9 protein-coding genes are annotated in these 7,471 nt (G+C 66.2%); 1 reads left to right on the top strand and 8 read right to left on the bottom strand.

Annotation, left to right across the window (positions count from 1 at the left end):
• Positions 1–254 precede the first annotated feature (254 nt).
• Complete coding sequence (locus Ahu01nite_RS32460; RefSeq protein ID WP_203840511.1) at positions 255–491, bottom strand: hypothetical protein; 237 nt, start codon at positions 489–491, stop codon at positions 255–257.
• A gap of 162 nt (positions 492–653) precedes the next feature.
• On the opposite strand from Ahu01nite_RS32460, the gene Ahu01nite_RS32455 reads away from it, so the two are divergent.
• Positions 654–1,367: a hypothetical protein gene (locus tag Ahu01nite_RS32455; RefSeq protein WP_203840510.1), complete on the top strand. Its 714-nt coding sequence runs from the start codon at positions 654–656 to the stop codon at positions 1,365–1,367.
• An 83-nt stretch (positions 1,368–1,450) separates the two neighbouring features.
• Here the strand turns inward: Ahu01nite_RS32455 and Ahu01nite_RS32450 are convergent, their stop codons facing one another.
• From Ahu01nite_RS32450 to Ahu01nite_RS32420, 7 genes are all read right to left on the bottom strand, one after another.
• Positions 1,451–2,092: a hypothetical protein gene (locus tag Ahu01nite_RS32450; protein ID WP_203840509.1), complete on the bottom strand. Its 642-nt coding sequence runs from the start codon at positions 2,090–2,092 to the stop codon at positions 1,451–1,453.
• Positions 2,093–2,308: 216 nt separating this feature from the next.
• Positions 2,309–3,322 carry a GNAT family N-acetyltransferase gene (locus tag Ahu01nite_RS32445; RefSeq protein ID WP_239159314.1) on the bottom strand — a complete coding sequence of 338 codons (1,014 nt, stop codon included), beginning with the start codon at positions 3,320–3,322 and terminating at the stop codon, positions 2,309–2,311.
• 150 nt (positions 3,323–3,472) lie between these two features.
• Positions 3,473–3,793, bottom strand: coding sequence for a hypothetical protein (locus Ahu01nite_RS32440; RefSeq protein ID WP_203840508.1), 321 nt, complete (start codon positions 3,791–3,793; stop codon positions 3,473–3,475).
• 402 nt (positions 3,794–4,195) lie between these two features.
• Positions 4,196–4,900: an ABC transporter ATP-binding protein gene (locus tag Ahu01nite_RS32435; protein WP_203840507.1), complete on the bottom strand. Its 705-nt coding sequence runs from the start codon at positions 4,898–4,900 to the stop codon at positions 4,196–4,198.
• The gene (locus Ahu01nite_RS32430; protein ID WP_203840506.1) at positions 4,893–5,669 is read right to left on the bottom strand and encodes an ABC transporter ATP-binding protein; all 777 of its coding nucleotides are present in this window, start codon (positions 5,667–5,669) and stop codon (positions 4,893–4,895) included. The genes Ahu01nite_RS32435 and Ahu01nite_RS32430 overlap by 8 nt, the downstream gene beginning before the upstream one ends.
• Positions 5,666–6,595 (bottom strand): branched-chain amino acid ABC transporter permease, encoded by a 930-nt coding sequence (locus Ahu01nite_RS32425; RefSeq protein WP_203840505.1) that lies wholly within the window; start codon positions 6,593–6,595, stop codon positions 5,666–5,668. The genes Ahu01nite_RS32430 and Ahu01nite_RS32425 overlap by 4 nt, the downstream gene beginning before the upstream one ends.
• The gene (locus Ahu01nite_RS32420) at positions 6,592–7,467 is read right to left on the bottom strand and encodes a branched-chain amino acid ABC transporter permease (protein ID WP_203840504.1); all 876 of its coding nucleotides are present in this window, start codon (positions 7,465–7,467) and stop codon (positions 6,592–6,594) included. The genes Ahu01nite_RS32425 and Ahu01nite_RS32420 overlap by 4 nt, the downstream gene beginning before the upstream one ends.
• Positions 7,468–7,471: the final 4 nt, after the last annotated feature.

Raw genomic sequence — 7,471 nt, 5'->3', positions numbered from 1 at the left:
TACGAGCCGAACGCAAGCAGGCATTCCTCCGTAACAGAGGAAATCCTGCGCGCCTTCTTCGCGAGACCCGCCCACGCCGTACTTCGCCTCAGCAATGGCAGCAACCCTGCCGCGATCGAGCAACAAACCAATCTTCGACCACTATTCCGGCAGCACGCTCTCATGCCGCGATGGGCCCTCTACGGCGCGTCACGACTGTCGTTCGGTCAGTCTACGAATTGCTCATGTAAGGGCGCGGGCTGTCGCTGGGCATGCTACGGGTTGGCAGTCGTCTGGATGAACGACAAGACCCGTGGCAGGACGTGACGGAACTCGCCGCCGCCCCATGAGTCCACGAGGCCACCCGCTTGTTCCATCGCGTCCCAAAACGGCTCAGCCGATCGAATGATGTCCTCCGCAGCGGCCGTATCGACGTCGATGGCGGCGCATACGGCTGCTACCAGCTCCTTGCGGGATGCGGCAGGTATGTCTTCCAACGGATCATGATGCATTCGCACAAGCTACTCGCCAGGCGTGCACTCTCTAGCCGCCGATAACGCGCGCTCGGGCGAGTTGAGGCCCGACCGGTTGCCGGCCGATCGAGGTGGCGGCCTGTGCCATCCGACCGTCCGGACGATGGAGCGGTACACCGGCGATGACTAAAGTCCACCGCCGTGATCACACTCTCCGCGCCATCGTGGACCGAAACCGGCGGCTTCTGGATCGCGTTCGCCGCCCTCGTGGCCAGCCTCGCCGCGTTCGGCGTATCCGTCTGGTCGGCCCACTCAGGCCACCAATCCGCCAAATCCGGTCGCGAATCCGCCGTGCACGCCGGCACCTCAGCCAAGGCGGCCGAAGCCGCGGCCGACAGTTCTACCGTCGCCGCTCGTGCGGCGGAGAAGTCGGCCGATGCGGACGGGAAGATGGCGCGTCTTGAGCTTGACCGAGACCACGAAGCATATCGGCCCGTGATGCCTGGGCCGCACGGTTTCCAGGTGGTCCGCGAGTCGCTGAACAACGTGCCCGAACTGGAAAAGAATCATCGGCTGGTATACGAATTCACCCCAGCTCGCACCTACCGCGTTGTCGGCGAGGCCGTCTATCGGTCTGGAAGCCCGAATCCTATGACGCTGTCAATGCCGCTTCTCTGCCGTGCCGGGGTCCCGGTGAGAATCGTTTTCGAGGACCTTGTGGTGGATAGGCAGCGTTCGGAATTTTCGATGCTGCGTTTCAAGTTCTGGCCGCCCGCTGAGGTCGACCTGGTCGAACACTGGACGTGCAGGTGCGAGCGGCCCCTCGGATCGAATGAGGCGCCACATTGGGAGGCGACTATTGCAGTGGATAGGCCGCGGGGCTGGCCAATTACAAGCATCGGGGTGCCGCAGTAGCGACGGGCTCACCTGCGGACTTGATAAGAGCCGGCCTCTGCGCGTGCCGCACATTCAGGCCGACACCCCCGGGCTGCTTGAGGTCACGGCTGCGGATGCTTGCGACCAATTAGGGCAAGTTCTACGATCTTTGTGACTGCGGGGAACTCAGGGGCCAAGGGTTTGCCGTACGTCAACTCCACGAGATTTGTGATTTCTGCAATCAGACTCGATCGGATCTCTTCGGGTGTCACCACCCACGTGTCCTTGACCAGTCGGAAGTACGCCTCATAGGTCATCGAATGTCCACCCAAAGCCAAGCCGTCGACGACGGGAAAGACCTTCGGTAGCAGGAAGTGACACAGCTTGGACGCAAAGACCGGGCTCCGCGTCGGTTTCAGGCGGAACACCACCTCGGGGAAGGCCCTGATCGCCTCCCAGGTCACCTCCGGATCCGCGATATCGGCGTGGAGGTAAGGAGCGCAGGACGTCTTCCAAGCTTGAGTCAGGTCTGCAGCATTCGCCACGACGTTCGCCGCCACGACGGCTCGAGGTACCGGGCGAAACGCTTTCCACGCAGCCAACCGGGGTTGTACTCGAGCCCACCAGGCGGCGTCGAACCGACCATCCGGGTTCTGCGCGGCCAAGACCGGATAGTCGCTGTTGTGAAAGTCGTCCGGCCAAGTGGTCTTGGTACGCCACCAGATCGCTCCAGCGGTGAATTCGGCGAGGTTGATCGGCTGCATGCGGCGCATAGTAATCCCATGGTCCCCAACGCCGACACACTCATCTGCCGCTGAGCATGCGCGCCGCCCGCCAGACCGTCGTGACGGTGCGTGTCCGCGGAACGCTGATCATGTGCCCGCTCGTGCCGAAAGTAGTGCGTCGGGCTGACGCGCGCGTCGAGAAGCGAAAACTCATCATGGGGAGCTTCCTCTACCTCCACGGTTGCGGTGGCACAGTCAACTCGTGCGGCGGAAGTCGGTAACGTCCGGGATCTTCTGAAAGCCAGCCGAGACGTACGTCGCCACGGCGCCGACGTTGCTGCTCGGGGTGCACACTGTCGCGCTGGACGACCCCATCTCCTGCAACGCGGCGGCCGCGGCCACCGTGATGGCGCGGCCGTATCCGTGGCCACGGTGATCCCGATGAACGCCCAGTGGTTCGAGCAAACCCGGTCGCCCGTCCCCGGCCGACCACACCGTCACCGCGGCGACCGCATCGCCGGCGCCGTCGTAACCGACCAGGCACCGGGCCCGACGGTAGGGCGGGGCAGCGGCCATCGCGCGCCAGCGCTCCACAGTGAACGTCGAGTTGGCGAACGCCGCCCGGTGCACCGCGACCCGATCATCAACGATCCGATCCCGAACGTTGTGCGCCTCGATGACCTCGACCCTGAGCCCGCAGTCCTCCACCGGCTCGATCAGTTCGCGAGACAACGGGGTCCACGGTTCGTCGGGCACCCAACCGCTGCGACGGAGGAGGTCTCGAAGAGCAGCGCCGAAGCGGGCCTCGACGGCCCCGGCGCCGTCGGGCAGTACCCCCTGCCCCGGATCCGACAGACCGGCCAGGAGCCGGGCGGCGAACGCGGCGTCCTCGTCGACGCTCGGTGCGATACCCATGCGGATCACCCCGTCGTCCACCATGCCAACGGCCAGGATCTGCCCGTTACGGGTCCACACCCGGACGGCCTCGGCCAACTCCCGCCCGCCGAACCTCCAGTGCCACCCAAGGTCGCCTGGATGAAGCTGCACCGGCCCGCCGGTGTGCTGCCAGACCGCTACCGCCTCAACGATCTCGCCTAACGAATCCGGCGTCGCAAGCTGCATCGTGATCGACATGCGCCGACCTAACCACACCACAGAGACCACACAATCGGTTTTCACCGCCAGAGTGCCGGCCCATGACTCGCGCGCATGAAGGTTGTCAATGCAAACCGCAGAGCAGAACAAAATCAACCCAGCCCAGATTGGCATTATTCTCATGCCGCGACGTGTTCGCTGCAGCGCGGAGCTTCCTTCGGCGACGGGCCGGCCGTCAGCCGAAGGGGTGGTCCGCGCGCAAAGGCTGGCGGGTTGCCGAGGGTGGCAGGCGCGCCGACGCCGGTGTTGGGGCGGTCGGGTGCGTCAGTGCTGGATCCACCAACCGATTCCCAGCACGATGTCGCCGATGATCAGGGGAACCAGCGCCACGTAGCGGTCCTCCCACTCGACGCCTTCCTTGCCGATCAGCCATTCGATGTAGTCGCTGAAGATCCAGAATGGCACGAGAGCACCGACCAGCCAGATCCATTCGCGGAAGGGTGGTGGCCCGTCCCAGGCTCGCCCGACCTTGTAGACATAGAGGCCATACGGAACCAGAGCCGCCAGGATCAACACCACCAGCAGAAGCGCCAGCGCCGCTTTCCTGATCGCGACTCGTCCCCGGGTGCCGCGAGCGCCTGCCATGCATTGATGCTAACAACTGTGTGCCGTCGTCGGACCGTGCTGAGCGCCACGACGAACGACAACCCTTACGGTTCGCTGCCGCGATGGAACTGCTGCGCCGAGGGTACGCAGTGACCCGGATGCGGTGCCGGCACCTCGAGCCGATCGCGACGGCACCGCTTGGCCGGTGGCTCGATCGTGTCGACGGTTTGCACCAATCCTCGAGACGTGCAGATCGCCACGTTGAAATGCTGTGCGGCATGACGGGACCTCGACGCCCGGGCTCGCCCAGGGCGACCGTCAAAGCGGAGCGTTGGAGAGAATCCAGGTGTCGCGTAGGTACGAGTGAGTCATGCATCGAGTATCCCGTCGACGGCACGCTTGGTCAGACGCCCGCATCTGCCGCGACAGTGTGCCGGCCGGTCAGATGCCGAGGTAGGCGGTGCGGACGGCGGGGTTGGTGAGTAGTTCTTCGGCTGTTCCGGTCAGGGAGACCTTGCCGGTTTCGATGACGTAGCCGCGGTCGGCGATTTCGAGGGCGCGGCTGAGGTTCTGTTCGACCAGGAGGATGGTGAGGCCTTCGGCGTGGAGGCGGCGGATGATGGCGAACATGTGGGTGACCATGACCGGGGCGAGGCCGAGGCTGGGTTCGTCCATCATCAGGAGGCGGGGGCGGCTCATCAGGGCGCGGCCGATGGCGACCATTTGTTGTTCCCCGCCCGACATGCTTCCGGCGAGCTGTTTCGCTCGTTCTTTGAGAACCGGGAAGAGTTCGAAAACCTTTTCCAGGCTTTGGGTACGCCGTGAGCGCGCCCCCCGTTCAAAAGCGCCGAGTTCCAGATTTTCCAGCACCGTCAACTGTGGCCACAGCTCGCGGCCCTCGGGGACCAGGGCGATTCCCAGCGCGGCCCGGTGATGGGCGGGGACAGCGTTCAGTGGCTTTCCCTCGAAGAGCAGGGAACCGTGGGCCGGGCGGCAGATGCCCGCGATCGCGCGCAGTGTTGTTGTCTTGCCGGCTCCGTTCGCGCCGACGAGGGTGACCAGTTCGCCGGCGTTGACTGACAGGCTGATGCCGAAGAGGGCCTGGGCGTCGCCGTAGCCGGCTTCGAGGTCGCGTACCTCAAGCATCGGATCTTCCCAGGTAGGCCTCGATGACCAGGGGGTCCGCGGCGACGAGCTCCGGAGTGCCTTCGGCGATCTTGCGGCCGTGGTCGAGGACGATGATGTGGTCGGAGAGGGACATGACGGCGTGCATGACGTGTTCGATCATGATGATGGCCGTGCCGCGGTCGCGGATCTGGCGGATGAGGTCGACGAAGCGGGAGGCTTCGACCGGGTTGAGGCCGGCGACCACCTCGTCGAGGAGCAGCACGCGGGGGCCAGTGGCGAGAGCTCGGGCGACTTCCAGGCGTTTGCGGCCGGCCAGGGTGAGCTCGCCCGGCAACCGGGTGGCCCGGTCCGCGAGGCCGATGAAGTCCAGGATCTCCATGGCAGCGTCCCGCGGGTCACGACGGCGATGATCACGGCGGAGCAGGCCACCACGGAGAAGGCCACTGCGGGGGCCGGGCGGGCGGCCGTAGTGGAGGCCGACGAGGACGTTGTCGAGGACGGTGAGGCGGGCGAACGGGCGGACGATCTGGTGGGTGCGGCAGATGCCGAGGTGGACCGAGCGGGCCGCTGACCGGCCGCTCACCGGGGTGCCCGCGAGCAGGACCCGGCCGCTCGTGGGGCGCAGGGAGCCCGCCGCGACCGAGAACAGGGTCGTCTTGCCGGCGCCGTTCGGGCCGATGAGGCCGAGGATCTGCCCGTCGTGGAGCGTGAAATCGACGTTGTCCACCGCGCGCAGGCCGCCGAAATGCCGGCTGACGCGTTCGCCGACCAGCAACGGGGCGCTCACGGCGTACTCCTCAGAGGTTTGAGGCGGGCCAGCAGACCGGCCAGGCCGAGGGGCTCGAAGAGAATGATGAGTACGAGCAGGGTGCCGTAGAGGCCGAGGTAGTAGTCGGAGTAGCTGGCCAGCAGGAACTCCTGGATGATCACCAGGACGACGGCGCCCAGGACCGGCCCGAGGATCGTGCCGATGCCACCGATGACCGCCATGAGGATCAGCGAGATCGAGCGGTCGAAGCTGAACATGTCCTGCGGGTCGATGAACGCCTGGTAGGACGCGTAGAAGCCGCCGCAGACGCCGACCATCGTGCCGGAGAGGAACAGCACGAGGTTCTGGTAGCGGGTGGCGCTGACCCCGACGTCGCCGGCCGCCTCGACGTCCTCCTTGATGGCGAGCAGGGCCAGGCCGATCCGGGACGTGCGTAGCCAGTACGAGATCACGACGGCCGCGGCGAGCAGGTAGAGCCCGTACCAGTAGAGCTGGTATTTGGTCGGGCCACCGCTCAGCGGCAGGGACAGTCCGGAGGAACCGCCGGTGAAGCCGGACCAGTACGTCGCGATCAGCCGGCTGGCCTCGCCGACCCCGATCGTGGCGATGGAGAAGTACGGGCCGCGCAGCCGCAGCGTCGGATGCCCCCACACCAGCGCGTACGCCCCGGCGGTCAGCCCGCCGACGACCCACGCGACCCCGGTGGGGAGCCCGAACGCGATGATCAGCCGCGCCGCCACGAAACCGCCGACGCCGAACATCGCTGCGTGGCCGAAACTGATCTGGCCGACGTAGCCGCCGAGCCAGTTCCAGGCGAGTGCGGTGGCCGCGAACATGAACGTCAGCCCGATGATGTTGTGCGTGTAGTCGCCGATCGGCAGGACCAGCGGCGCGACCCAGAGCACGGCCAGGGCCAGCACGAAGCCGCCCGCCTGGCGCTTCATCTCAGCACCCGTTGACCGAAGAGCCCGCCGGGGCGCAGCACCAGCACGACGACGAGCAGGACGAAGCCGACCGCCGAGGTGAGGTAGGGCGGCACCACGTAGATGGAGAAGACCTCGGCGAACGCGAGCACGCAGGCGCCCAGGGCGATGCCGACGATGCTGCCGAGCCCGCCCAGCACGATGATGACGAAGCTCTTGAGCAGCTCGGCCGCGCCGAACGACGGGTTGAACGCGAACAGCGTGGACGCCAGGACACCCGCAAGCCCGGCAAGAGCAGTGCCGAGACCGAAAGTGAATATGCGTACGCGCTCCACGTCGATGCCTGCCAGCGTGCAGCTGTCGGGGTTCTGGGCCACCGCGCGGATCGCCTTGCCCAGGTAGGTGCGGGTGAGCAGGAGATGCAGCAGGAGCAGCGCCACGACGGCGATCGCGAACACGAGGATCCGGGTCACCGAGAAGCTGCTGCCGAACACCGTCACCGACCTGGTCGCGTACGACGTGTGGATGGCCTGTTCGTTGCCCGTGAAGAGCAGATAGGCGACGTTGCGGATGATCAGCCAGACGCCGAACAACAGCAGCAGTGACTGCACCGCACCGGCCGGTCCGCGCGGGAGGAAACGCACCAGGCCCAGATAGATGCCGGCGCCCAGGGCGAAGAACACGACCAGGGCAACAGGGATCGCGATGTACGGGTCGACGCCGAACCGCTCGAACAGCTGCCAGGTCAGGTAGGCGGCGGCCATGATGATCCCGCCGTGCGCCAGGTTGACGATGCGCAGCACGCCGTAGATCAGGCCCAGCCCGTACGCCATGGCCGCGTAGAAGCCGGCGAGCAGCACCGCCGAGACGGCCAGGGTGAAGACCTCCCGCATCGCC

The organism is Winogradskya humida (genome assembly GCF_016862215.1).
Lineage (GTDB): Bacteria > Actinomycetota > Actinomycetes > Mycobacteriales > Micromonosporaceae > Actinoplanes > Actinoplanes humidus.
This window is presented reverse-complemented; position numbering and strand designations above follow the sequence as displayed.

Bases quoted from the DNA above. Each gene is read 5' to 3' on its own strand.
- Ahu01nite_RS32420 (WP_203840504.1), bottom strand. From the start codon at position 7,467: ATGCGGGAGGTCTTCACCCTGGCCGTCTCGGCGGTGCTGCTCGCCGGC.
- Ahu01nite_RS32425 (WP_203840505.1), bottom strand. From the start codon at position 6,595: ATGAAGCGCCAGGCGGGCGGCTTCGTGCTGGCCCTGGCCGTGCTCTGG.
- Ahu01nite_RS32460 (WP_203840511.1), bottom strand. From the start codon at position 491: ATGCATCATGATCCGTTGGAAGACATACCTGCCGCATCCCGCAAGGAG.
- Ahu01nite_RS32435 (WP_203840507.1), bottom strand. From the start codon at position 4,900: ATGCTTGAGGTACGCGACCTCGAAGCCGGCTACGGCGACGCCCAGGCC.
- Ahu01nite_RS32445 (WP_239159314.1), bottom strand. From the start codon at position 3,322: ATGCCAATCTGGGCTGGGTTGATTTTGTTCTGCTCTGCGGTTTGCATT.
- Ahu01nite_RS32440 (WP_203840508.1), bottom strand. From the start codon at position 3,793: ATGGCAGGCGCTCGCGGCACCCGGGGACGAGTCGCGATCAGGAAAGCG.
- Ahu01nite_RS32450 (WP_203840509.1), bottom strand. From the start codon at position 2,092: ATGCAGCCGATCAACCTCGCCGAATTCACCGCTGGAGCGATCTGGTGG.